Source organism: Sphingomonas yantingensis, from assembly GCF_014199325.1.
GTDB lineage: Bacteria > Pseudomonadota > Alphaproteobacteria > Sphingomonadales > Sphingomonadaceae > Sphingomonas > Sphingomonas yantingensis.
Genome location: NZ_JACIJJ010000001.1, coordinates 332,581 through 354,512 on the forward strand (window position 1 = coordinate 332,581; position 21,932 = coordinate 354,512).

Sequence of the window (21,932 nt, forward strand, 5' to 3'; positions counted from 1 at the left end):
CCAATCAACGGCCGGGTTTCACGCCTAGCGACACCCTCCAAGCTGCGACGTATTGGGACGGTTGCAGGACTTCGAGGCCAATTGTGTCCTGATGAAATCCGGCCACCCGGCCGTTGGACATGGCAACAGTTAGACAGCCGATACCCATATCGTCGGGGAGCGCTACAATATCGCCAGGCAGCGCAGCAGCAGGCGCGATGCGATCGAACCCCGCGCCGTCCATCGCCTCGACTAGGGTCGAGAAACCGCGATTTTTGAGCGCCTTCAGCGCAGACCGAGCGGTGGCATAGCTCCCCGCGGGTGGCAGCTTCACGCGGTGCCCCATGCGGCGCAGGTGCGACGCCGCGACCCGCACGCAATCGGCACGGCCGAGTTTGAAGGGTTTGCCCTTCCACTGGTCCAGCGTCGCCTGCGCAGCGGCCACGCGCGCGATCATCTCGTTCATCAGAACTCTCTCTCGAAGCGGCCTTCGGACAGCCGCGCACCTCCGCCTCCGCCACCCCCATAGGAAACGCCGCTGGGTGGGTTCTCCACCCCCCAGAACGACGTCTTTTCGATCCCGCTCATGTTGGCGAGGCCGGTTTCCCCGGGCCACACAAGCTTGTGCCAGGCGTCTGACAGGCGCGCGCCGCGTTCCTGATCGTGAAATCGCTCGAGGGCGGATACGCAGCGCCATTCGACCGTGCGGCTGCCCTTGCCGATACGGAGCCGGGCGACATCTAGCTCGCCGGCGAAAAGCTGCAGCGGCTCGGGGATCAGCATGCCGGTCGAACGATCGACGACGCCGAGAAAGGCACTGACCTCACTGCCTTGCGCGCTCGCCAGCGTCAGGTCTTCTACAGCTACCTCGCTCGGTGGTGCGAACGTCAGATCCCAGTCGGGCGCTTCGTCCAAAGCACCGTCGCGAAGGTCACCAGTAGAAACGAGCGCGCCGAACCGAGGGTCGCGGCCGGAAAACGTGCGCGTGGTCGATCCGTCGAACCATGCCACCTCGCCCGCGCCGACCAGATGCCGAAGGGTGTAACCCGGCAGCTTGATCTCGACGAGCGGCGCGATCGGGAAGGTGCCGGCGCGCAGCGCCGACGCCATTTGGGGCGTGAGCCGAAAGGTCATTGCCGCTCGCGGATGCTGAAGCCGAGGGGATCGGTGCGATTGCGTGTCCATGCGGCGCCGGCGTCGAAGCCGCTCAGCTTGCCTTCGATCTTCGGATCGACAAGCTCAACCATCTCCCCGTCGACCGTCAAAAAGCGTAGCATCGGCCAGATCGACAGCGAAACCGTGCCGCCACTGCTGACCGTGGCAGCCGCTCGCGTCATATAGACCTGACGCCGACCGGCATGGATGACGCTGAAGTAGAAGCTCGCTGGAATCACCTGGCCTGCGACGAGGCCGCGAATGGCGAGGCTTGTCCCACCCTGGCCGTTTCCGCTGACCACGCCGTTTGACGCTCCAGCGCTGACGCCCGGCTGACCGATCGAGATAATGGCGTCGTCCGTTGTCGCAGCGGTCAGCGCGGCGATCAGCGTGCGCGAAGCGTCATCCTGACGCAGCTGCGCGGTTTTGATGTCGATCGCGAACCGGTCGCCCATGCGTGGGACGGGCAGGTCGACGCCGCCCAAGACGCCTTCCTGCTCGCCGCTGAACAGCACCGGGCGAAGCGCCGCGCTGGCGATGCGTTGACGGGGGATCGTGACGCTCACCAGCGTCGCCCGAGCCGCCGTGCGGACCGCATTGAGGCGTTGTTCGTGGCCATTTCGGCGCCGCCCGCCGCGCCCCGCGCCGCGCCGATCGCTGCGGCCTCCTGCGCCATGGGAGCGGCGATCGTGCGGACGCGCACGTCGAAAAGCTCGTTCGGCACCACCTCGACCTGCACCTTGCTCGCGCTCTCGTTCATCATGCGGCGTGTGGCAGCGGCGGAGGTGACGCGCGTCCCAGTCGGCAGCGATGCGATCTCGGGACCGTGTTCGCCGACCAGCGCAGCGCCGCCGGACCAGTATTCGGTCCCCGACGCCAGCCCCAGCATATTGCGGATCTCGCCGGAGCGCGCCATCGGCGTCGACGGCCCGCCGCTGACGCCGCCGATCACCTTGGCGATGTTGCTGAAGATCGAACCAAGCGTCGGTGCGTCGCTGTTGCCGTTGAGCAGGTTGCGGATCGGGTTCAGCAGCGCAAGCTTCAGGAACTCGGTCTTCAGCATCGACAGGATGCGCTTTCCGCCTTCCCCCCAATCCTCCCAGGTCTGCGGCGACAGCACGGTCTCAACGAAGTCCATGCCGAACTGGCGCGCCTCATCGAGCGCGGCAGCGGTGCGGCGAATCTCGTCGTTCAGCTGGGCCTGGCCTTCGACGGTCTGGAGGATAGCGTCGAGGTCGGCGGTGGCCATATCGGGGAAGCGCCGGCGAAGATCGAGCGCGATACGCAGCTTTTCGAGTTCGAGCTCCCGCGCGTTGTCGTTGGCCGCAACGAGGGCGCGCTCGCGCGTGAGCAGCGTCATACGATCGCTCTGATCGGCGAGATAGTCGCGCGCATAGTCCGCCGCCTTCTGCCGGTCTTCGGCCGTCCTGTTTTCGGCATCGGTATTCGCGTCGTACGCCCCGCGGTCATCGCCTGCGCCATCTGGCGCGATGTGCCCGCCGCTCGACCGTTCGCCACCATCACCGCATCTAGCGCCTGCTTCTCATGCTGGAGCTTTGCGACATACTGGTCGAGCGACAGGACGCCGCCGCTGACGAGCGCGCGGGCCTCGGACATCTCCGCATTGAAGCGGTCCTGCGCGGCGGCGACCGGATCGATCGCCAGCATCAGCGCGCGGGCGCGTGCCTCCATCTGCGCATAAGCGGAGGAGAAGACCGCGGCCGAACTCTCGGCGCTCTTGCCGATCTGGTCGCGTACACCCGCGGCCATGTCGAGCTTCGTGGGGTTGAGCCCCGGCAGGAGCGCCGACAGCTTGGCCGCCTGGCGCTGCGCGAACTCCATCGCCTGATCGGCGTCGCGGCCGGCTTTCACGGCCGCGCGGGCGACGCGGTTAAACGCGGCATCGCCGGTCGTACCGATGCTGTCGAGGTCGGCGACGACCTGCGCCTTGCCCGTTGTGCCGAGGCGGATAGCGATTTGACGCGCCATTATGCCTCCCCCTCGTCATCCGGCGCATCGCCGTTCAGGTTGTCGATGATCGTGTCTTCGACGTCGGGCAGCACCGCCGCCAGCAGCTCGAGGTCGGCGCCGAGATGCGCCCCCATGGTCATCACCGTGCCGAAATCGAGCGCGAATGCCTGCGGAAGAGGTCGTGGCGGGCACCGCGCGGGCAAAGACGTTCGATCTCGCTCATCTCGTCCCGTGGTTCATCATCGGCTTTCTCGTGATGGTCGCCTGCCGGTCGTTTGGGCTGGTGCCGACCGCTGCGATTCCGCCGATCGGCCGCATTGCCACCTTGCTGACCGTGGTGTCGATGGCGGCATTGGGGTTGGGCGTCGACGTTCGCACCGTCGCAAAGGCAGGCGGCAAGGTGACGACTGCCGTGGTGCTGTCGCTGCTCGTCCTGGGCGCGATCAGCATGACCCTGCTGGCCCTGTTGCACACCGCGTGACGGCCGATCGTGGCCGAAGCGGATCGAATGACATGGGTTTATGTTGAGCCGGATGCGCGGATCGCCCGTGTCCGACCGTATGGAGTTGCCGATATCGTGAGAATCCCGCTCAAGACAGCGCTCGCCGCTGCCGCTCTGGTCAGCGGCACGGCGCTGGCCCAGACCAGCGACTTCGCCACCGTGATGGCCGGTGCGATGCAGCGCATGCATCAGGCGATGGCGGTCCCATCGACCGGCGATCCCGATCGCGACTTCGCCGCGATGATGATCCCGCATCATCAGGGTGCGATCGACATGGCCGAGGCGGAACTCCGCTTCGGCAAGGACGAGCGGCTACGCCGCATGGCACAAGGCATCATCGTCGAGCAGCGGCAGGAGATTGCCGTGATGCAGGCCATCCTGAACGAAAAGGGCGGCGCTCCCGCCGCTCCCCAGACCCACCATTCGGAAGGAACCCATCGGTGAAGCAGCTGATCCTCGCAGCCCTTGCCGGCACCATGCTGGCCCCCGTCGCGGCGACCGCGCAGCAGGTGCCGAACGCACAGCCCGACATGCCCGTCTCGTCCAGCGACCGGTTCTACACCTCGGACCAGTTTTCCAACACCGTGTCGGTCATCGATCCGTCGACCAACCGGCTTCTTGGCGTCATCAAGCTGGGCGATCCGACGCCGATGAACCTCAGCCCGCTCTATCGTGGGCAGCTGCTGGTCCACGGCATGGGCTTCTCGCCCGACCGGCGGACGCTCGCCGTCGTGTCGATCGGATCGAATGCGGTCAGCTTCATCGACACCGCCACCAACAGCGTTCGCCACACGACCTATGTCGGCCGCAGCCCGCACGAGGCCTTCTTCCGCCCCGACGGCCGGGAGGTCTGGGTCAGCGTGCGCGGCGAGGACTATATCGCCGTCCTCGATGGTACGACCTACAAGGAGACGGGCCGCATTCCCGTCCCGAACGGTCCCGGCATGACGATCTTCTCGCCGGACGGGAAGTATGGCTATGTCTGCTCCAGCTTCTCGCCCGAAACCGTGGTGATCGACACCACGTCGAAGCAGATCGTCGGCCGGGTGAAGCAGGAAAGTCCCTTCTGCCCCGACATCGCCGCGACGCCCGATGGCAAGCAGGTCTGGCTGACGCTGAAGGACATCGGCAAGGTCATGGTGTTCAACGCGAAACCTCCGTTCGCGGTCCTGAAGAGCTTCGCGACAGGCGCGATCACCAATCACGTCAATATCGCGAAGACGCCGCGTGGCCAGTTCGCCTATGTGACGGTCGGCACCGAAAATGTCGTGAAGGTGTTCCGCACCGACGATTTCACCCAGGTCGCGACGGTCCCGGTTGGAGCGCTGCCGCACGGGCTATGGCCCTCGGGCGACGGCAGCCGCATCTATGTCGGCTTGGAGAATGCCGATGCGGTTGCCGCGATCGACACCGCGACGAACAAGGTCATCGCGACCATCCCGATCGGGCAAGGCCCGCAAGGGGTCGCCTATGTTCCAGGCGCGGTGCCGTCAGGCACCGGCATGGCCAATCTCCAACCACTCGCCAAGGCGGGTGAGAAGGTTCAGCTGATGCTCTCCGGCACCGGACGAAGCCAGGTGACGCTGTTCGATCAGGGGCAGGTGCAGATCCTGCAAGCCGCCGTCGCGGGCCTGCCGCCGAAGATACCGTTCGTGCTGGGCCTGTCCACCAGCCCCGATGGCAAAGGCCCGGTAGAACCGCTGGCCAAGTTCATGACCAATCCCGCAGGCGGTGCGATCGTGAATGCGGTTGGACCGCTGCGGCAGATCGTCACACAGTCTGCTCCCGCAGGGGCGCGTCGCTATCTGGTGATCGCGTCTGGTCAGCCGGACGCCGTGGGCAACGTCGTTCAACGGCAGGTCGAACAGTAACGGATACCCGTTCTTAAACGAGCATCGGGGACGCCCCGATGCTCGTTTCCAACTATCGATTCCCAAAAACGAACCTATAGCGGGATAGTCTCCCGGCGATCACGCTCCGAGCCGTCCGGGAGATCCCGTTTTCCCAAAACCTGTTCCCAATTGCTTTTTCCCGAAATGACCTTTTGGTGATGGAGAAACGGGAAAGATGACGCTTAACGAATGTCCATTTTCGAGCGCCCGTATATCCGGCTTCAACGTCCGATTGTGGGCGGAAGCGGACTGTCGACTTAACAATGCGACGAACCGTTTATGTAACTACGTTTATTCGTTGACCGCCGTCATTTCCGTAGCTACATAAAATGCATGGACATCGAGTTCGACCCCGCCAAGAACGCCGCGAACATCGCCAAGCATGGCGTGTCGCTCGACCGGGTTGTCGACCTCGAGGACGCGGTGTTCGTTGAGGATGATCGTTTCGCCGAGCCCCGCTTCCGCATCTACGGCATGATCGACGGCGTGTGGCATTGTGCCGCTGTCACCCTGCGTGGAAGCAACGTCCGTGTCATCAACCTGCGCCGTGCGCATCGGAAGGAAGTGAAGCGCCATGCCCCGTAAGTCCACGCCCCCCGTCATCATCGACGACGAGAACCCCGAATGGACCGAGGCGGACTTCGCCAAGGCTCGTCCTGTCAGCGAGCATCCGCAGCTTGCCGCTGCCCTCTCGGCCGCCAAGGCGAAGCGCGGACGGCCCGCCGGATCGGGTGACAAGCAACAGGTGACTCTTCGTATTGATACCGCCGTGTTGGAGCGTTACCGGGCCACCGGGTCGGGTTGGCAGACCCGCATGAACGATGCCCTGCGCGAAGCTAGCGAGCGGCTGGACGCCTGAGCGTTCGTCGGCCGCCGAAATGGACGGTGCACCGGTAAAGCGGTGCGGCTGGTGTGATTCTAGGCAACCTTGCGACTTCGCGAGGATCGCTCCTCTGCGGCCATCGGCGAGGGCGGTTGGCTCGTGGCCCCGGCTCTTCTCACCTCACCTGGCCATGTGGGCCAAGTCGTCCTGTTTGGACGACAAAGCGTTTACCGTTTGTTCCCGCAGATGTGAAGTGCCAATCTGCACCTCCAGCGAATTGCCGAAGACGACAAGGGTGTGCCGGCCGTCGCTCTGACGCACAATGCCCGGCAGGCCAGCGAACGAACCAGCGGTCAGCATGATCGTTTCTCCGACGCCGAACGCCGCGGCGCGGGCCTTAACGCCGGACACGCGCTCGATCTGCGCCGTCTCCTGTCGCCGAACCTTGGCAATCTCAGCATCGCGCACCTCTACCCGGCGGCCATAGTAACGAAAGAAGGCGAAAGGCGGCAGCGGGCTGGTGATCTCCGGCCGGAGCAACCACTCCAAATCGGGGACGTGTCCCGACCGGACGAATACGAACGTCGGCATGCCAGCGACAAGCGTCTTGACCTTCGCGCGTCGACGAGGCGCTCGGTGCGATGACAGGACCGTCGGTGTGTATGCCTCCATTCCGGCATCGTTAAGCGCCTGGGCGAGCAGAAGTGTGCGCGCCCCTGCCGTGCGCAGGATGCACCATCGATCTGCACTGTTGCCGTCTGCCTTCGTCATCATCCTCTGCCCCGTCGTTTGGTACATATCAGGAACGCCGCTCCGCGTCATTCATCCACCGCGAGAGCCGCGGCCACGTCAGCCTCGCTGATCGCGCCGATCTTCACACCCATCGCGCGCACAGATGGCGGCATGGCCCGGATCTCGTCTGCGGTGACCGGGCGGTCGGGATCGGCTGGCGGCAGGGCGGGCGGCGCGGCGGCCGCACGCTCTAGGTCGCGCAGGATGCGCTCAGCGGCGCGACGACGCGTCTCTCGCTCCTCGATCACACTGGCCGCGATCTCGCGCACCGCGCCTTCCACCTGGTTAAGGAACTGGAACGGCCGATGCATCGCCCGCTTGCATGCGGTCAGCGCCACCATGGCGGGCAGATCGGCCAGGGCCTCGACCATTGCTGAGCGCCATTCTTCGCCTTGGGCTGGCGCCATGCCCGGGGCAATCTTCGCGGCAAGGCGGCGCAGCCGGTCGTCGATCGCCAAGCCCCATGCTTTGCGGCCTTCGGCATCGCGAGGGACTGGCCGGAGTTCGCGGTCGACCAGCGCGATCGCCGCGGTGAGCGCTTCGGGTGTGTCAGTGCCGAGAGCCTCGACTGCACGCTCAGTCGTCCAGCGAGGCAGGCTCGACACCATCGAGGCCATGTCGGGGTGCCCAAGCGCTGGGGCGGTCGTGGTGAGCTGATCCATTTCGCTTCTCGTCAGGAGGGAAAACCGTCGTCCATCCGCGCTCGACGGCGCGATCGATCATCTCGCCGGGCGGATGGCCATCGTCGGCGAGATCCGCCAGCTTGGCGACGAGCAGCTGGTAGGCCCGGTCGGTAAGCGGCTGGCGCTTCGCTTTGCGGTGCGCGACGAAGCCCGCCCACTGGTCCTCGCTGACCCCGGGCGGCGGTGGGCAGGACTTGGGCCAGCTGGCCCGCCTCGTACGCGTAGGCGCGTCAGACCCCTCCGGGTGGGGGTGTAGGGGTGGGGTTTGTTGGGGGGTCGGGGGGGAAGAAAGGGGCGGGGAAGAGGGGGAGGGTTCAGCGTCACACCCTGTAACGTCACGCTTTACGTCACGCGTTACGTCACCGTCGTTATCGAGGCTCTGGTTCTTGCGGGCGCGGTAGCGTGCCTGTCGCTCAGCACCAGCCGAGCGCGCGGGAGCGGCCTCAAGCGTCTCGGCGATCTCGAGGATGTCGGCTGCCGACAGGCCTTTTGCCACGAGGATGCGCAGCGTCTCGGTATTCACGCCAGCATCCCCCAGCCGCGCAGGATTGCCTGCACCTCGTCCAAGGAACGGCAGACGGCGTAACGCGCGCCTACGAAGCCGCACCACTCCCGGAAGTCGCGCTGGTCGGGCGACAGCGATCCGGTCGAGGACTTGAGCTCGATCCAGCCGGCCGCGTCCTCACCGACGAAGACGTAGTCGCCGCTGCCGGCGATCAGGCCGGCGGCGATGTTCTTGGCGTAGCGCGCCTGGGCGGTGCGGAACGCCGGCGACTTGCGCGATACGGCGCCGACCTCGTGCGGGACGCAGGTGAAGGTGGCGTGCAGCTTACCCTCCAGCACCCAGCCGCGCAGCGCCGAGCCGACAACGAGCGCAAGGTCGTCCTCGGGGCCGCGCGTACGGCCCCGGAACGGCTCGAACGCCAGCAGGCGGCGCAGGGTGGCGATCATGCCGCTTGCTCCGCCGCCTGCTCATCTGGATTCCGCCAGTACAGCAGCACGTAAAGGTCGCAGGCTCGCCGAGTTTCGGTCGAAGGCGCCTGATTGCAGTGCCCCTTGAGCTGGACGATGCGCCCGCTGCGGTCGAGTTCCATCGTCGCAATGCCGACCCCTTGCCGCTTCACGGCGACGATCGCGCATTGGCCATGCTTCACCATCGGGGCGTATGCAGCAACGCAGTGTCGCATCTCGATCCCCTCCTCGCGGAGGCGCCGCAACGTGCGGAGCGGCCGAAAAACCATTCCCTCCACCGTCGCTTCGTCCGGAAGCAGGGATTTGCAAATGACATCGTCGAACGTCTTCGCGAGCTGCTGCTCCCGCATCGTGCGCTCTAGGGCGGCTTCATCGCGAAGTGTCCGATGCCATTCCTCGACGGCCGCCATCGCGCGTTGCCAAGTCCAGCGTTCGTTGAGGGTGCCTCCGCCACGATCGAGGTAGTCAATCAACGAACCTACCTGCTCGTATCGGCTAAGATCTGCGCCCAACGTTTTCGCGAACCAGCCGAGCAATCCTGCCCTATTGTTGCGACGATCAAGCGACCAATGATTGATGCCGTCGAGCCAAACCCCCTGGCTATCGTCCGGAATTGATTGCGACAGCGTCGAGGGGTCGAGCTGGGCCAACGCCGCGAAGGCGTGGCGGTGCCGCGTGCGGATCGACGGTGCGACAAGCTTCCGCATTGGTAAGGCGAGGCCGTATGCGGCCATCAGATCCTTCAATCGCGGACCTTCAGCCACGCGACTGCCGAACCGGTCGACCTCGCCGTATGTAATGTGCGTCGCCAACGTCCTGCACGCAGCTGCCGCGAGCACTGGCGCCTGGGCAATGTATTGGCTGGCCAGCGGGTGCGCGCGGTGCAGGACAAGCGAGACGTCGTCCAGACTGCCGTCCTCGAACCGCACACGATCAATGCTGCGGGGCGAGGTCACTGGCCAGCCTCGGCGCGCAGTTTCGCCGCATGGTCCCACAGCCGCTCGGCGCGGACGTCGAGCGCAGCGGCGGCGAAGAGCAGGTCGTCGTCTGTGATGCCGCGGTCGGCGGACAGCTTCAGCCGCAGGCTGCGCGGCTCGATAGCCAGCGCATCCGCCAGCGCCTGCTGGCCGCCGAGCAGTGCCGCGGCCGTCGACAGGCCCATCATACGCACGGCCGATAGCGGCGGGCCTTTCCGCTCCTGATTTGCGGTGCGGCTGGTCGCGGGCGCAGCAGGCAAGCCGATTACGTCCGCCGGAACGGCCATCGCCGCCCCGACGCCAATGTGGTTGGCGTCCATATGCTACTCCTTCAGCCGGTCACCGCCGGCGCATGATCCTCAACCGTTGCTGACCAGACGGAGCCGGCGACGTTCGCGCAGGCGATCGATGTCGCGCGATGCCGCCTCGATCTCCGGCCACATCTCTTCGAGTTCGTCGTCGTCGATGACGCCATCCTCCAGCGCCTTCGCCTTCTTCGCGAGCAGCGCGCAGGTCGCGGTCAGGCTGGCGGCGTCGCTCGCCGTGCCCGCCTCTATCGGCACCAGCCGGAAGCCGACGAGCGCGAGCGCGTCATTGGCGAAGCGACCGTCCCAAGCAGCGATGCCGCGAAGAAGCGAGACGGCGCCCATGTCGGCATCACCGTGGCGATACGCGGCCGCGCGATCGTCGCTCTTGCCGAGCACTGCGCCTAGATCCGCGTCGGTCGCTTTGTCTTGATCCTTGATCGTGCTGAGGCTCGCGCCGAGCGTCTCGAGCATCAAACTCGCGGAGATCGTGCGGTAGCGGCCGTGGAAGTGCGGGGCGGTCATCGGGCATTGCCTTCTGCATGAAGAGGGAAGCGATCATCCGCGCCGCAGGGCGAATGAAGTGCCGGGCGGCAGCGGGTGGGGTTGTCGCCGCCCGGCGAGGTGCCCGCGGTAGGGCGTGCGGGTCGGGAGAAGGGGGTCATGCGGCAGCCTGTTCGGCGTCGCGCGGATACAGGTCGGGGCGCAGGTCGTGGCGCGAGCCGAAGCCAGCCGCCTCAGCGGCGAGGACGTACTCCGCGGGCAGGGGGCGCCCGTTATTCAGCCAGTACGAAACCAGCTGCTGCGAAGTGCCGATCTCCCGAGCGAACCGCGACTGGTTGTCGTCGGCCGCTTTCAGCGCGTCCTTGAGAGCGGCGTGGAACGGGTGTGTCCTCATACCTGCCACCGCTACCAAAGTCCTGTAGGCTATGCAACAGGACTTTTGTACGCGCACGCCTACAAGCGTTCTTGTAGCTCCCGTGCTTATGTCGGACGAAGATCAAGCGGTACAGCGCGAGCGCGAGTGGCTGATAGCTGAGCGGAAAAAGCGCGGCTGGTCGACCACGAAGCTGGCGGACGTCGCGCGCGCGATCGCGCAGCGCGAGGGCAGCGACATGAAGTTGCGCCAGCAATCGATCTCCGACTTCGAGCAGCCGGAAAAGGCGAAGCGCATCCCGGAATGGATGCGCTATGTCCGCATGGCCTTCGAGGAGGGCGAGCCCAACCGGGACGGCGACACCGAGCCGCGCGGCGAGCTGGTCTATATCCGGCAGCTTGACATTCGGTACGCGCTCGGTCCCGGGACTGTGATCGATCAGCACGCGTCCGCCACGCTGATCCCGTTCAACCTCGATTTCATCCGCGGCCTTACCCACGCGCCGACCGAGAAGCTCTTTATCGCCACCGGCTTCGGTGATTCGATGGAGCCAGTGCTGTTGAAGCATGACCTGGTGCTGATCGACACGAACGATACCCGGCTGGACTTAGGCGATACCTTGTGGGCTCTCGAATATGCTGAGGCGGGCTATATCAAGCGGCTGCGCGCGGTCATGCGCGACGGGAGGCGCGTCTTGTTGATCCTGTCCGCGAACCCCGATTACCCGCCCGAAGAGGCTGATCCGAACGATGTGCGGATCATCGGGAAAGTGGTCTGGATCGCTCGCAAGATGTAACCGGCCGGAGTGGCTATGCGTCAGTTCTCGGTTGCCGTGGTCGGCGCCAATCATCCGAACGCCAATGGGGGCAACCGGCGATCGGAAATCGCATTCTGCGATCCGGGTGAGCGACTAGAGCTCGTGCCAGAACCGAAGAATGAGCACGACGAGCACGCGATCGCGGTGTTCTCCGCGCGCAACTTTCAGATCGGTTACGTCGCCTCCCAGCGCGCCGTGCTGCTCAAGAAATACATGAACGACGGCCATGAGCTGACCGCCATTTTCCAGAACGTGGCGACGTGGGGCGCGATTGCGCGCGTGGGCGTCGATTGCCAGCCGACGCTCCCGCCGACGCGAGAAGCTGAAATTGAAGCCGAGCACGCGGAGGAGCCGGACGCGGATCCGCCTTTCTGGCCGGATTACATCCCGCCGGACGACTGATCGTGTCGTCTACAAAACTCCTGTTGACTAAACTACAGCACTTTTGTAGAAAGCGTCTACCGGCATCTCGCCGAGTGGGAGCTTCCGATGTTTCAGGCCCAGCCGCACGTCGATCATCAGCGGCCGACACACGATCAGTTCTGCCGCTGCCGCACCTGTAAACCGGCGCACCCTGACGACGTCGCACCGATGCGCGTCTGGCTGGCGATCTCGATCATGCTTTGCCTGTTCTGGGCGGCCCTGTTTTACGCGGCGTTCGGTCGGTAATGCCGACAGCCGCCGCGCGGCCGATGGGGAAGGTGGTCGGGCGACAGCCCGCTACGCCCCGCGTCATCCCCTCGCACCCGAACCCGTGGTACGGCGGCATTGTCGACGGCGATCCGTTCACCACACAGCAGCGCGCAGAACTCTCGCGCCTGTCCATCGACCCAGCCGCCGTCGAGCGGATGACCGTCCGCCGCAATGCCAGCGACGCTGAAATGTGGTGGCCTGCGGGCAGCTTGCCGCCAGTCTACCAGTTTGAATGCCCTGTCCTTGGTCGGCGGGCGGATGGTCGCGTGCGCATCATCTCGCCAAGCGGCATGGGCAAGCTCGTCTTCGCTGACGGCTGGGTGACCGGCCGGCAGGCTCGCAAGAAAGCGGTGCGGCTGTGACGCGCGGTCGAACCGGTCACGTCGGCGGCGCTGCGCGGCGCACCGGTACCCGCGAAGCCTTGGAAGTCCGGCGCAACGCACTGCTCGCCCAGCCGGCATCGCCGGAGCGATCGATTGAACTGCGCCGCGTGCGCAGCGCCTTGGGCAATCTCGAGCGCCGGAGCGAGCGACATGCTTGATGCTGCTTTCGCCGCTGCGCGCCCGCGGCCGTTCACCCCCGCCGAGCTGCCGACCCGCGCGCTCGACGGGTCGTATCCCTTCCTCAATCACCGCAGCTGCGCCGAATGGGCGCCGGTGGTGCGGCTGGAGCGCGCAGCGTGACCGACCTGTTTCGCTATCCAGTCGCGCCCGGCGCGCAGGGGCGCGACACTTCCCGCGCCGCGGCGGACGTCGCCGGCAACACGTCGGCGCTCCTTCGCGCCCGCGCGCTGGCCGTGGTCGAGCGATCGCGCGGGCTGACGGCCGACGAGGTCGCTGGCCGGCTGGGCCTCTCCATCCTGTCGATCCGGCCGCGGCTCACCGAGCTCTCGCGCTTGGGCAAGGTGCGCGACAGCGGCGAACGGCGGCTCAACGCCAGCGGTCGCCGCGCGATCGTCTGGGCGCACGTCTATCCGGCCCACCTGAAGGGCCAGAACCAATGATCCAGTTCCACCAAGAGGGCGCCGCGCTGGCCAACAATCAGCGCGGCGGAAAATCGATGACTGACGCGAATGCATGGAAGTGGTGGGCTGGCCGCGACGAAGAATGGTTCGACGTTGGCCCATGCGATACCCGGGAGCAGGCTATCGAGGAGGGCCACGCCAGCCACGAGGACGGCTTTCACATCATCGAGGCGCTTCCTGGCGATCTGAAGTTCAGCGCCGCGCGCATGATCGACGACCAGTATTACGAGGCCGACGATCTGTTCGACTTCGACCATACCGAGCCTGACCGCAGCGGGCCTCATCAAGAAGCCGATGCGGAGCTTCAAGCGTTGCTTGACGCATGGACGGAAAAGTGGGGCCATACATTCGTCACGCCGACGATGTTCCGGGCGACGCGCAACGGCGAGCACGTACGGGCGCGCTATCTTGAGGCGGGGCCGCTGTCCGCAGACGAAGAGGCTGACCTAACGGCGCTGGATGCGCTGTCGAAGGCTGGCGATTCGATGACCCTCGACGAGGGGAGTCGTCGCTACACGCTCAATGCCCGCCGCGTGCACTTCGCACGGGAAAGCGCTGGGGCATGACTGCCATCATCGCCTTACGCCGAGTCTGCTCAGGCGATGCCGCCGACCGTCGCGACCACCGCAAGCGTCCCGGTGCCCGTCAGCATCAGGCCGAGTCCGCCGTGAACCGTCCAGCCATGCCGTATCAGCTGGCGCGCGAGGCCCACGATCGCAACCGCGCCTACCGCGGTGCTGCCGAGAAGTCCGAGCGCTGCAAAGGCCTGTTCCGTCATGCCCGCCAGGGTGGTGGGGAAGGGTTGATTTTTGGTTATTCATCGTCCGACCGCGGCGCCCGCGGCACGAACCCCAGCCGGAGTGAAGAATGACGAGCGTAAGCGAGCTCGCGCGCAACTGGTCGCGCGCCAGCGAGAAAGGGAAGGGCATCGGCCTGCGCGCCGAGGTGCTCGACATGCTGAACGCCATGGGCGTCGGCGAACTCATTCAGGCCAAGGCGGCCGAAGCGGAGCGGGCGAAATGCGCCGAGAGGATCAAGAGCTATACAGCCGGGGCAAATACCGCCTCGCCTGGGACCTCAAGCGAGATGGAAGCCTTCGAACCCCGTATCTCCAGATCATCTGGTACGACAAGGCCGCAGGACGTAACCGCAGCCGCTCGACGGGCACAGAGAGCATCGAACAGGCGGAAGCCGAACTAGACGCCCTCTATCTTCAGCGCGAGCGTGGCCAAGCGGTGTGCTCGACCTGCGGCCAGCCGCTGCGCGCCGGTGCGCGCCACCTGCTGACGACGACGATCGCCGACTATCTTGTCGCGCGGGAAGGGCGGTCGAGCATCTCGTCGATACGCCCGCGGCTGGCGCATGTGACCGCATACCTGGCCGAGACGGACCGGAACAACGCCGCCTGCGAGGACATCGACGAGGATTGGATCGAGGGCTTTCGGGAGTGGGCGAGCGAGGTGCCGATCATCTCGCCCGGCGGCGCGCAGCGCGAGCGCTCACCCGGTACCGTCGAGGCCAGCGTCCGTCAGCTCGCCGCCGCGATCAACTTCGCCTACTCGCGCAAGGACACGCTGTTCCCGGCCGCCTTCGCCGCCAAGCAGCCTGAGGAGGTCAGCCGGACGCCCAGCTACCGTGCCGACGTGAAGACGCTCGCAGCGATGTTCCGATACTGCGTCCAGCCGGAGCGCAAGGCGGGCGATTCGGAGAAGGCGTACAAGCGCCGAATCGGCGAGCGCGCGCAGCTGCACCGTTTCCTACAGATCAGCGTCGCGACCTGGGCGCGGCCCGACGCGGCGCACGACGTCAACACCGACCGGGCGCGCGATCAGTGGAGCAGCAATGCCCGCGCGCTTAACCTGAACCCCCGCGGACGGCCCCAGACGAAGAAATACCGCCCCATCGTGCCGATCGGCCAGCGCATGGCGGCGCTGCTCGACGCCAACGCGGGCTTTTACGTGTCCGTCGATTCGGTGCGTAAGGCGTTCGAGGCGATGCAGGCGGCGGTCGGCCTGCCCGGCGACGGTGAGAGCGGTCTTAAACTGATCCGGCGCTCCATGGCGCATCTGGCGCGCGAGCGGCTGGGCGAGCGCGATTGGATCGAAGGGCAAATTATGCTCGGCCATCGCAAGACGAGCACGTCGGACACCTATGCGCCGTTCAGCACCGGCTATCTGGCGCGTGCGCTAGAGGTTACTGACAATATCATTGATTTGATAGAAGAAATCTGTCCGGGCGCGTTTAGTTCTACCAACGCATAATCCAAAACTGCAAAAGTACGAGCAGCTAGCGCTTGTTCGGTTTTCCCTGTTTTCGATCTGATCTGCCTAACTGCTTTCGTGAGTCTGGCTCAGATTTAGTCGACGGTTCCTGCAGCGCCGCGCTCTCCTTGGCATCATAGCTTCTTCCAGTGATGAAGATTGCTACCACGCCTATTATCGTGGCGCTGCCTAGTGCTGCCGCAGAGACCGAATCTCCCAAAAACGCCATTATCCCAACGACAGTCAACAAAAGTGCTAATGCTACAAGCGCAAAAATTTGACCCCGCCCGCGCAATTTAAACTCGCGGGAAACTATTTCACTTTCCATTAAATGCCGATGAGACTGCTCTCGCTCGGCCATCTCAAAGCAGCGGTTCGCTGAGCCCTCTAGAACCTGCTCTAGATGCTCGAGCTCTTCCGCAGAGGGTATGGGACCACGATGCGATTTGCTAACCGCACGGGTCAAAACCAACTTGGCTTCGTCAGTTTTACCTGGCTGCAAAAATGGCTTAAGTTGCTGCAGTGCGGCATCGGCTACGTTCGCCTCGGCAATCTGCACCTCACGCTTGCCATTTTGGTGAGCGTCAGGCGCACTCAAGGTCGCGCCTGACGTTCTCGATCGCCTTCTCGACGTCCCTACCGACCTTCTTCCAATCGGACCGGATCGATCCAGACAGAACCGCGTGACGGGAAATTTTCATTCCTTGGCTCAGGGTGACCGTCGCCGCACCGGAGGCGATGAGTCCTGAGGCCGACTTCCTAGTCGTGTACCGCATATCTCTCATCTCTCATATCAGACCTAGTGCATTAACGATTGGGCGTCGTCGCGGTTCACCGGGTCAGCGTACAGCTCATATATTCAACATTTGGTTGAGCGGGAAGAGGTCTTCTGCCCTCAGCATCAAAACCCACCGGACTGACGCCGGAACAAGGATTTCGCCCGGAGGCGAAAAAGTGAGGAAGTGTGCTGGCGCACCCGAAGGGATTCGAACCCCTGGCCTCTGCCTTCGGAGGGCAGCGCTCTATCCAGCTGAGCTACGGGTGCCTGGGGCGTCGCCTAGCAAAGGGAGGCGGGGGGCGCCAGTGGTTTCGGAGACTTCCGGTCGAACGCCTCGATCACCCGATCGCCGGTCTCGCGGCGCAGCGCGGCGATACCCGTTTCGCGGTGGCGGGTGGGGTGGACGCGGTTGGTGAGCAGGCTCCAGGCAAGCCCCCGGTCGAAATCGAGCCATAGGCCGGTGCCGGTGAAGCCCGTATGGCCGAGCGCGCCATCGCTGCACGCATCGCCGCCCGGCCAGCCGGGTACGCGCCGCTCCCACCCGCAGGTGCGCGTGGGCGACGCGCGCTCGCGCATCGCCGCCAGCGCGGCGGGCGAGGCGCCGGTGCCGTCCAGCAGCCCGCGCGCGAAATCGAGCACGCCGTCGATCGTCCCGAACAGCCCGGCATGGCCCGCCGCGCCGCCGAGCGCGGAGGCGTTCTCGTCGTGCACCTCGCCCTTCAGCACGCGCTCGCGCCACGTGCACCGCTCGGTCGCGACGCTGAGGCCCGGGTCGGGGCGCCAGGCAAGACCCGGCGGCATGGGGAGCAGGTCGAGGGGGCGCCCGGTCAGCCGCTCGATCGCGATGCCCAAGAGGATGAAGTTGATGTCCGAATAGACCGGCGGCCCCGCGCGCCATTCGCGTTGGAGGACGAAGGCGCGGAGCGTCCGCGGATCGCTGCCATAGGTATAGATCGGCTCGACCGCGGGCAGGTGCGTCTGGTGCGACAGCGCGGCGCGGAACGTGATCCGCCGCTCCGCCGCGTGTCCCACGTCGTATTGGCGCAGGTCCGGGATCGCATCGGCGATCGGGCGGTCGAGGTCGAGCCGTCCCTCGTCGACCAGCTTGAGGATCGCGGGGGCGGTCGCGATGACCTTGGTTAGGGAGGCGAGGTCCCACCAGTGGCCGAGCGTCAGCGGCTCGCGCATCGGCTGTAGCTGCGCATGGCCGGTCGAGACGAGCGCGCGCTCGCCCTCGGCGGTGATGAGGCCGAGCGTTGCGCCAGGGAACGCGCCGGCCGTCACCGCGCGGGCGGCCGGGGCAAAGGCGGCATCGGCAACGTCTGAGAGCGGCATCAGCGGGCCTCGCGGGGATGAGCGGAGAGGACGAAGGGAAGCAGCAGCAGGGCGGCAAGGCTGAGCGCGCCGGACATGACGAAGAAGGCGGCATAGCCGTGCGTCGCGGCGAACGCGCCGGCACCCCCCGCGAGCAGGCGCGGGAGGAGGAAGGCGAAACCCGACAGGAACGCATATTGCGCCGATGCATGGGCCGGGTTCACGATCAGCGAGAGATAGACGACGAACACTGCCCCGGCGAAGCCGTTGCCGAACTGATCGGCGCCGGTCGCGAGCCACAGCGCAGGGACCGACAATGCGTGCGCGCCCAGCCAGACGAAGGCGAAATTGCCCAGCCCCGCCAGCAGCGCGCCGAGCGCCAACGTCCGGCCCGCCGGCCAGCGCGCCGCCAGCAGCCCGCCCGTGGCCACCCCCGCCATGCTGGAGGCGAGCGCGACGATCCCGTCAGCCAGGCCGATCGCGCGCAGCGAATAGCCGAGCGAAGCGACGAACGGCTTGGACAGCGTCAGCGCCAGCACGTCGCCCATCCGATAGAGCGACACGAAGGCAAGCAGCAGGATCGCGACAAAGCCATAGCGCCAGAAGAAATCGAGATACGGGCCGACGGGCGCCGGGCTGCTTGCGATCGCCGAGCCCGAGCGGCGACGGATCGCGGGGATCGCCGCCGCCATCGCCAGGAACGGGGCGAGCGCGATGCCGAGCAGCCAGGGGGTGACGTTGCTCCCCGCGCCGATGTCGAGCAGGTCGGCAATCGCCAGCAGTGCCGCACCGGCCGCGCCGATCAGCACCGCGACGCCCGCGACCAGCGCTGTCGTCGCGACGATCCCGGCGATCAGCGCGGACGACCGGCTGCCCTCTCCCTCGCGCCGGGTCAACGCGATGGGCACGAACGCGGCCAGCGCGATCGCGGCGGGGACGAGATAGGCGACGACCCATCCGGCTGCCGCCGCGACGACGAGCACGCCCGACCCCGCCGCGACCATCGCGCTGCGATAGCCCCAGATGTTGGCAGCGACGATCGGGCCCTGCGCGGCGGCACCGGGCGCAAGCTCGATCCGCCAGCCATCGGCCGCGACCTCGAGCATCGTCGTCCAGAAGGCGAGGTTGAGCGCGCAGAAAGCGGTGAGCGGCAGCGACGCGTCGGGATGCGTTAGCGCCAGCGCCGCGATCGAGGCGGCGATGCCGAGCTCGGACGCCAGGATCCAGCTGCACCGCCGACCATAGAAGCGCGCGAAGCCCGGCACGCCGACGCGATCGACGACCGGCGCCCACAGGAACTTGAACGTCGGCAGCAGCGACACCCAGGCGAAGAAGCCGATGACCGCAAGGCCGACGCCGTTCTGCGCCAGCCGCAGCGAGAGGATGGTCGAGAAAAGATAGAAGGGAAGGCCCGCGCACACGCCGAGCAGGGCAAACAGCGCCAGCCGGCCGGCCGGCACCCCCGTCGCAACTCGCGTGTCGCCCCCGATCATTGCCCCTCGCGCCTGCTCGCCGTCTCCAAGCGGCCAGCGCCTAGGATAAGTCTATAATACAGATCAGCAAAGGACGCGATTTCGGCGGTGGGTTCAGCCGAGGATGTGCATCCACATCGGCTTGCCCGCCAGGCTCTGCGAGCCGGCGAGCTTGTCGAGCGCCTGCGCGACGCAGCGTTCGGGCCCCTCGTGCGTGACGATGGTGACGATGACGCCGCCGCCGGCGGTCGCGCCGCGCTGGATCAGGCTCTCGATCGAGACGCCGGCATCGCGCATCGCCGCGGCGATCTCGGCCAGCACGCCCACCTTGTCGACGACCGCAAAGCGCAGGAAGGCGCGGCCGCGCCGCTCGCCCGGATCGGCGGGCGGCTGCGCGGTGAGGCTGGCCGAGGGCATCGCATAGGCCGGGCCGAACTCGCCGCGGGCGATGTCGATCAGGTCGGCGACGACGGCGCTGGCGGTCGGGCCGTCGCCTGCGCCCGCGCCCTGGAACAGGAGGCGGCCGACGAAATTGCCCTCGGCCACCACGGCATTGGTCGCGCCGGTGACGTGCGCGAGCGGATGGTCGACGGGAACCAGGTGCGGATGGACGCGCTGGAACAGCCCGCCGGCATTCGCCTCGGCGAGCCCGAGCAGGCGAACGCGGTAGCCGAGCGCCCCCGCCTCGGCGATATCGGCGGCGATCAGGTTGCGGATGCCGGTGACCGCCACGTCGCCGAACGCGGGGCTGGTGCCAAAGGCGAGGCTGGCGAGGATCGACAGCTTGTGCGCGGCATCCACGCCGTCGATGTCGAACGACGGATCGGCCTCGGCAAAGCCCTTGGCCTGCGCCTCGGCCAGCACGTCGGCGAAGTCGCGGCCCTCAGCCTCCATGCGGCTGAGGATGAAATTACAGGTGCCGTTGAGGATGCCATAGACGCGCGCGATCTCGTTCGCGGCGGCGCCTTCGCGCAGGCCCTTGATGACGGGCACGCCGCCGGCCACCGCCGCCTCGAACTTGAGCGCCACGTCGGCATCCTCGGCCGCTCGGGCGAGTTCGAGGCCGTGATGTGCGATCATCGCCTTGTTCGCGGTGACGAAGCTCTTGCCCGCAGCCACGCTGGTGCGCGCGAGGGCGAGCGCGGGGCCGTCGGAGCCGCCGATCAGCTCGACCACCACGTCGGCACCCTCATGCCGGCCGAGGCCAACCGGATCGTCGACCCAGGCGAAGCGTGAGATGTCAACGCCGCGATCCTTGGCGCGGTCGCGGGCGGAGACGGCGACGACCTCGATCGGGCGGCCCGCGCGGCGGGCGATCAGCTCGCCGTTCGCGTCAATCAGCCGGATGACGCCCGCGCCCACGGTCCCGAGGCCGGCGATCGCGACGCGGAGCGGTTGGGTCATGGACTTCAGCCTCAATTCGTCATGCCGGACCCGTTCCGGCATCCACCGTGCCGCGCACGCGGCCAGTGCGGCTCATGCGGGACGGTGGACCCCGGAACAAGTCCGGGGTGACGAAGAATAGCTGAAGTAGGGCCTAGAACGACTACTTCTTGATGAGCCCGATCTCGACCAGCCGCTCGTGCAGGTAATCGTGCGCTGTGATCGGCTCCGGGTAGCGGTTGGGGCGATCCGCCGCGATGCAGCCGGGCAGCGTCTTGATGACGAAATCGGGCGCGGGGTGGAGGAAGAAGGGCATCGAATAGCGCGAATGGCCGCGCCGCTCGACCGGCGGATTGACGACGCGATGCGTGGTCGAGGGGAGGACGTGGTTGGTCAGCCGCTGGAGCATGTCGCCCACGTTGACGACCATCGCCCCCTCGGGCGGCTTGACCGGCAGCCAGCGGCCGTCGCGGTCGAGCAGCTCCAATCCCGCTTCCTCGGCACCGAGCAGCAGGGTGATGAGGTTGATATCCTCATGCGCGCCGGCGCGGACGTTAGGCGCATCCTCGGTCACGGGCGGATAGTGGAGGAGGCGCAGGACCGAATTGCCGTCCTCGACCGCATGCTCGAACCAGTCGGGCGCGAGGTCGAGGTAACGGGCGATCGCCGAGAGGAGCCGCGAACCCGCACGGTCGAACGCAGCGAACAGATCGAGGAAGGTGTCACGAAACCCCTCGGGCACGTCGGGCCAGATGTTGGGCGACATGACCGCGGCGAAGCGGTGTCCGGCGGGCAGCTCGCGGCCGATGTGCCAGAACTCCTTGAGGTCCACGTGGCTCGCGCCCTTGGCGATCTCGGTCTTGAACGGCGTATAGCCGCGCGCGCCGCCGCCGCCGGGGACGAACCAGCCGCGCTTGGTTTCCTCGGGCAGCGCGAACAGCGCCTCGGTCATCGCCCAGGCGCGGGCGATCAACGCGTCGTCGATGCCATGGTCGCGGACGATCGCGAAGCCGTAGCGCTGGAACGCCTCGCCGAAGTCGCGGGCGAAGCCGTCGGGGTCGCGCACCTGATCGTCGAGCGAAACGGGCCGGATGTCGGCCAGCGGGGTATCGAGCATGGAACGTGCCTGTCTTGAATGGATTTGATGCTGCCCAAGATAAGGCCACGGGCGGGCAGGCTGCAACCCGGCGCGCCCCGTCACCCGATCCGCGTTTTCGTATGCAGCGCCGACATTCCCGCGTGACCCCCGCGCGGCCTGCGCT

General features: G+C 66.4%; 32 protein-coding genes and 1 tRNA gene. 13 read left to right on the forward strand and 20 right to left on the reverse strand.

Going from position 1 to position 21,932, the window contains the following annotated elements; translation table 11 throughout:
- Positions 1-4: 4 nt before the first annotated feature.
- From FHR19_RS01635 to FHR19_RS17820, 6 genes are read right to left on the reverse strand one after another with little or no spacing between them, the layout of a single operon-like run.
- On the reverse strand, positions 5-445 hold the full coding sequence (locus FHR19_RS01635) for a DUF6950 family protein (protein ID WP_184023586.1): 441 nt from the start codon (positions 443-445) through the stop codon (positions 5-7).
- Positions 445-1,113, reverse strand: a complete 669-nt coding sequence (locus FHR19_RS01640) for a hypothetical protein (protein WP_184023588.1) — start codon at positions 1,111-1,113, stop codon at positions 445-447. Before FHR19_RS01640 ends, FHR19_RS01635 begins: the two co-directional genes overlap by 1 nt.
- The gene (locus tag FHR19_RS01645) at positions 1,110-1,700 is read right to left on the reverse strand and encodes a hypothetical protein (RefSeq protein ID WP_184023590.1); all 591 of its coding nucleotides are present in this window, start codon (positions 1,698-1,700) and stop codon (positions 1,110-1,112) included. Before FHR19_RS01645 ends, FHR19_RS01640 begins: the two co-directional genes overlap by 4 nt.
- The gene (locus FHR19_RS01650; RefSeq protein ID WP_184023592.1) at positions 1,697-2,494 is read right to left on the reverse strand and encodes a hypothetical protein; all 798 of its coding nucleotides are present in this window, start codon (positions 2,492-2,494) and stop codon (positions 1,697-1,699) included. Before FHR19_RS01650 ends, FHR19_RS01645 begins: the two co-directional genes overlap by 4 nt.
- Positions 2,491-3,123, reverse strand: coding sequence for a hypothetical protein (locus tag FHR19_RS01655; protein ID WP_184023594.1), 633 nt, complete (start codon positions 3,121-3,123; stop codon positions 2,491-2,493). Before FHR19_RS01655 ends, FHR19_RS01650 begins: the two co-directional genes overlap by 4 nt.
- Positions 3,123-3,245, reverse strand: coding sequence for a hypothetical protein (locus FHR19_RS17820; protein ID WP_281375628.1), 123 nt, complete (start codon positions 3,243-3,245; stop codon positions 3,123-3,125). The genes FHR19_RS01655 and FHR19_RS17820 overlap by 1 nt, the downstream gene beginning before the upstream one ends.
- Before the next feature lie 23 nt (positions 3,246-3,268).
- On the opposite strand from FHR19_RS17820, the gene FHR19_RS01665 reads away from it, so the two are divergent.
- The 5 genes from FHR19_RS01665 (at position 3,269) to FHR19_RS01685 (ending at position 6,358) form a co-directional block, all read left to right on the forward strand.
- Complete coding sequence (locus tag FHR19_RS01665) at positions 3,269-3,586, forward strand: putative sulfate exporter family transporter (RefSeq protein ID WP_184023596.1); 318 nt, start codon at positions 3,269-3,271, stop codon at positions 3,584-3,586.
- A gap of 9 nt (positions 3,587-3,595) precedes the next feature.
- Positions 3,596-4,051: a CopM family metallochaperone gene (copM, locus tag FHR19_RS01670; RefSeq protein WP_343053122.1), complete on the forward strand. Its 456-nt coding sequence runs from the start codon at positions 3,596-3,598 to the stop codon at positions 4,049-4,051.
- On the forward strand, positions 4,048-5,478 hold the full coding sequence (locus FHR19_RS01675; protein ID WP_343053123.1) for a YncE family protein: 1,431 nt from the start codon (positions 4,048-4,050) through the stop codon (positions 5,476-5,478). Before copM ends, FHR19_RS01675 begins: the two co-directional genes overlap by 4 nt.
- A 354-nt stretch (positions 5,479-5,832) precedes the next feature.
- On the forward strand, positions 5,833-6,084 hold the full coding sequence (locus FHR19_RS01680) for a BrnT family toxin (protein ID WP_184023597.1): 252 nt from the start codon (positions 5,833-5,835) through the stop codon (positions 6,082-6,084).
- Positions 6,074-6,358 (forward strand): BrnA antitoxin family protein, encoded by a 285-nt coding sequence (locus FHR19_RS01685; RefSeq protein ID WP_184023598.1) that lies wholly within the window; start codon positions 6,074-6,076, stop codon positions 6,356-6,358. The genes FHR19_RS01680 and FHR19_RS01685 overlap by 11 nt, the downstream gene beginning before the upstream one ends.
- Positions 6,359-6,502: 144 nt before the next feature.
- On the opposite strand, the gene nusG is transcribed toward FHR19_RS01685, so the two are convergent.
- The 7 genes from nusG to FHR19_RS01720 all read right to left on the reverse strand — a co-directional run bounded on the left by nusG (position 6,503) and on the right by FHR19_RS01720 (position 10,949).
- Positions 6,503-7,093 carry a transcription termination/antitermination protein NusG gene (gene nusG / locus FHR19_RS01690; protein ID WP_184023599.1) on the reverse strand — a complete coding sequence of 197 codons (591 nt, stop codon included), beginning with the start codon at positions 7,091-7,093 and terminating at the stop codon, positions 6,503-6,505.
- A 47-nt stretch (positions 7,094-7,140) separates the two neighbouring features.
- Entirely contained in the window at positions 7,141-7,776 is a 636-nt protein-coding gene (locus FHR19_RS01695) for a hypothetical protein (protein WP_184023601.1), read from the reverse strand.
- 540 nt (positions 7,777-8,316) lie between these two features.
- Positions 8,317-8,748, reverse strand: coding sequence for a VRR-NUC domain-containing protein (locus FHR19_RS01700; protein WP_184023603.1), 432 nt, complete (start codon positions 8,746-8,748; stop codon positions 8,317-8,319).
- Complete coding sequence (locus tag FHR19_RS17940) at positions 8,745-9,725, reverse strand: PcfJ domain-containing protein (RefSeq protein WP_184023605.1); 981 nt, start codon at positions 9,723-9,725, stop codon at positions 8,745-8,747. Before FHR19_RS17940 ends, FHR19_RS01700 begins: the two co-directional genes overlap by 4 nt.
- Positions 9,722-10,066: a P-loop NTPase family protein gene (locus FHR19_RS01710; protein WP_184023607.1), complete on the reverse strand. Its 345-nt coding sequence runs from the start codon at positions 10,064-10,066 to the stop codon at positions 9,722-9,724. Before FHR19_RS01710 ends, FHR19_RS17940 begins: the two co-directional genes overlap by 4 nt.
- 39 nt (positions 10,067-10,105) lie before the next feature.
- On the reverse strand, positions 10,106-10,576 hold the full coding sequence (locus tag FHR19_RS01715; RefSeq protein WP_184023609.1) for a hypothetical protein: 471 nt from the start codon (positions 10,574-10,576) through the stop codon (positions 10,106-10,108).
- A 136-nt stretch (positions 10,577-10,712) separates the two neighbouring features.
- Positions 10,713-10,949, reverse strand: coding sequence for a transcriptional regulator (locus FHR19_RS01720; protein WP_184023611.1), 237 nt, complete (start codon positions 10,947-10,949; stop codon positions 10,713-10,715).
- Between the two features lie 88 nt (positions 10,950-11,037).
- On the opposite strand from FHR19_RS01720, the gene FHR19_RS01725 reads away from it, so the two are divergent.
- From FHR19_RS01725 to FHR19_RS01755, 7 genes are all read left to right on the forward strand, one after another.
- Complete coding sequence (locus tag FHR19_RS01725) at positions 11,038-11,724, forward strand: S24 family peptidase (protein ID WP_184023613.1); 687 nt, start codon at positions 11,038-11,040, stop codon at positions 11,722-11,724.
- A gap of 15 nt (positions 11,725-11,739) precedes the next feature.
- Entirely contained in the window at positions 11,740-12,147 is a 408-nt protein-coding gene (locus tag FHR19_RS01730; RefSeq protein WP_184023615.1) for an HIRAN domain-containing protein, read from the forward strand.
- Positions 12,148-12,234: 87 nt separating this feature from the next.
- Complete coding sequence (locus FHR19_RS01735; protein WP_184023617.1) at positions 12,235-12,414, forward strand: hypothetical protein; 180 nt, start codon at positions 12,235-12,237, stop codon at positions 12,412-12,414.
- Positions 12,414-12,800 carry a hypothetical protein gene (locus tag FHR19_RS01740; RefSeq protein WP_184023619.1) on the forward strand — a complete coding sequence of 129 codons (387 nt, stop codon included), beginning with the start codon at positions 12,414-12,416 and terminating at the stop codon, positions 12,798-12,800. The genes FHR19_RS01735 and FHR19_RS01740 overlap by 1 nt, the downstream gene beginning before the upstream one ends.
- A gap of 171 nt (positions 12,801-12,971) precedes the next feature.
- On the forward strand, positions 12,972-13,121 hold the full coding sequence (locus FHR19_RS01745) for a hypothetical protein (RefSeq protein ID WP_184023621.1): 150 nt from the start codon (positions 12,972-12,974) through the stop codon (positions 13,119-13,121).
- Complete coding sequence (locus FHR19_RS01750; RefSeq protein WP_184023623.1) at positions 13,118-13,441, forward strand: hypothetical protein; 324 nt, start codon at positions 13,118-13,120, stop codon at positions 13,439-13,441. Before FHR19_RS01745 ends, FHR19_RS01750 begins: the two co-directional genes overlap by 4 nt.
- Positions 13,438-14,028 (forward strand): hypothetical protein, encoded by a 591-nt coding sequence (locus FHR19_RS01755; protein WP_184023625.1) that lies wholly within the window; start codon positions 13,438-13,440, stop codon positions 14,026-14,028. The genes FHR19_RS01750 and FHR19_RS01755 overlap by 4 nt, the downstream gene beginning before the upstream one ends.
- A 29-nt stretch (positions 14,029-14,057) precedes the next feature.
- Here the strand turns inward: FHR19_RS01755 and FHR19_RS01760 are convergent, their stop codons facing one another.
- Complete coding sequence (locus FHR19_RS01760) at positions 14,058-14,240, reverse strand: hypothetical protein (protein WP_184023627.1); 183 nt, start codon at positions 14,238-14,240, stop codon at positions 14,058-14,060.
- An 82-nt stretch (positions 14,241-14,322) separates the two neighbouring features.
- On the opposite strand from FHR19_RS01760, the gene FHR19_RS01765 reads away from it, so the two are divergent.
- Entirely contained in the window at positions 14,323-15,723 is a 1,401-nt protein-coding gene (locus FHR19_RS01765; RefSeq protein WP_246359248.1) for a hypothetical protein, read from the forward strand.
- 25 nt (positions 15,724-15,748) lie between these two features.
- Here FHR19_RS01765 and FHR19_RS01770 read toward each other — a convergent pair whose 3' ends face one another.
- The 6 genes from FHR19_RS01770 to FHR19_RS01795 all read right to left on the reverse strand — a co-directional run bounded on the left by FHR19_RS01770 (position 15,749) and on the right by FHR19_RS01795 (position 21,787).
- Positions 15,749-16,282 carry a DUF2335 domain-containing protein gene (locus tag FHR19_RS01770; RefSeq protein ID WP_184023629.1) on the reverse strand — a complete coding sequence of 178 codons (534 nt, stop codon included), beginning with the start codon at positions 16,280-16,282 and terminating at the stop codon, positions 15,749-15,751.
- A gap of 409 nt (positions 16,283-16,691) precedes the next feature.
- Positions 16,692-16,768, reverse strand: a tRNA-Arg gene (locus FHR19_RS01775).
- A gap of 12 nt (positions 16,769-16,780) precedes the next feature.
- Positions 16,781-17,836, reverse strand: coding sequence for a serine hydrolase domain-containing protein (locus tag FHR19_RS01780; RefSeq protein WP_184023630.1), 1,056 nt, complete (start codon positions 17,834-17,836; stop codon positions 16,781-16,783).
- Positions 17,836-19,308: an MFS transporter gene (locus FHR19_RS01785; protein WP_184023631.1), complete on the reverse strand. Its 1,473-nt coding sequence runs from the start codon at positions 19,306-19,308 to the stop codon at positions 17,836-17,838. Before FHR19_RS01785 ends, FHR19_RS01780 begins: the two co-directional genes overlap by 1 nt.
- A gap of 93 nt (positions 19,309-19,401) precedes the next feature.
- Positions 19,402-20,691: a homoserine dehydrogenase gene (locus FHR19_RS01790; RefSeq protein WP_184023632.1), complete on the reverse strand. Its 1,290-nt coding sequence runs from the start codon at positions 20,689-20,691 to the stop codon at positions 19,402-19,404.
- Positions 20,692-20,833: 142 nt separating this feature from the next.
- Entirely contained in the window at positions 20,834-21,787 is a 954-nt protein-coding gene (locus FHR19_RS01795; protein ID WP_184023633.1) for an isopenicillin N synthase family dioxygenase, read from the reverse strand.
- Positions 21,788-21,932: the final 145 nt, after the last annotated feature.